The organism is Seohaeicola zhoushanensis, from assembly GCF_014656415.1.
GTDB classification, from domain to species: domain Bacteria; phylum Pseudomonadota; class Alphaproteobacteria; order Rhodobacterales; family Rhodobacteraceae; genus Seohaeicola_A; species Seohaeicola_A zhoushanensis.
Map to the genome: position 1 here is coordinate 1 of NZ_BNCJ01000076.1, position 620 is coordinate 620.

At 69.7% G+C, this 620-nt stretch carries 1 protein-coding gene; it reads left to right on the plus strand.

The genetic code is table 11. The annotated features are described in order from the left end of the window. Nucleotides 1-67 precede the first annotated feature (67 nt). On the plus strand, nucleotides 68-620 hold a 553-nt coding region (locus IE266_RS26775; RefSeq protein WP_505973615.1), incomplete at its 3' end, for a thiolase family protein.

The following is a 620-nucleotide window of genomic DNA, read 5'->3' on the forward strand; positions in this document are numbered from 1 at the left end:
CTCCCGTCGACTGACGCACCTGGCGGCGCCTCGCAAGGGCGCCGCCCTTTTCGAAACAGGAGCCGTCATGGCCGAAGCCTATATCGTGGATCACTGCCGTACCCCGCGCGGCCTCGGCAAGATCGGCAAGGGCGCGCTCTCGGGCCTGCACCCGCAGGAGCTCGGCGCCACCGTGCTCCGCGCGCTGAAACAGCGCAACGACCTGCCCACCGACAAGGTCGACGACATCATCTGGGGCTGCTCCAACCAGCAGAACCTGCAGGGCAACGACCTCGGCCGCATGACCGCGCTTGCCGCCGGCTACGACGTCCGCGCCTCGGGCGTGACGCTCGACCGTTTCTGCGGCTCGGCCCTCACCGCCGTCAACTTCGGCGCCGCCACCGTGATGGCCGGCATGGAGGATATCGTCATCTCCGGCGGGGCCGAGATGATGTCCTTCAACTACGGCAACCCCAGGGCCGCGCGCACCCGGCTGTTCGACGCCGACAACCTGAACCTGCGTCGGTTGCACCCCCAGGTCGCCCAGGGCATCTGCGCCGACGCCATCGCCACCATGGAGGGCATCTCGCGCCGCGCCACCGAGGAACTGGCCGTCGAAAGCCAGCGCCGCGCCGATGCCG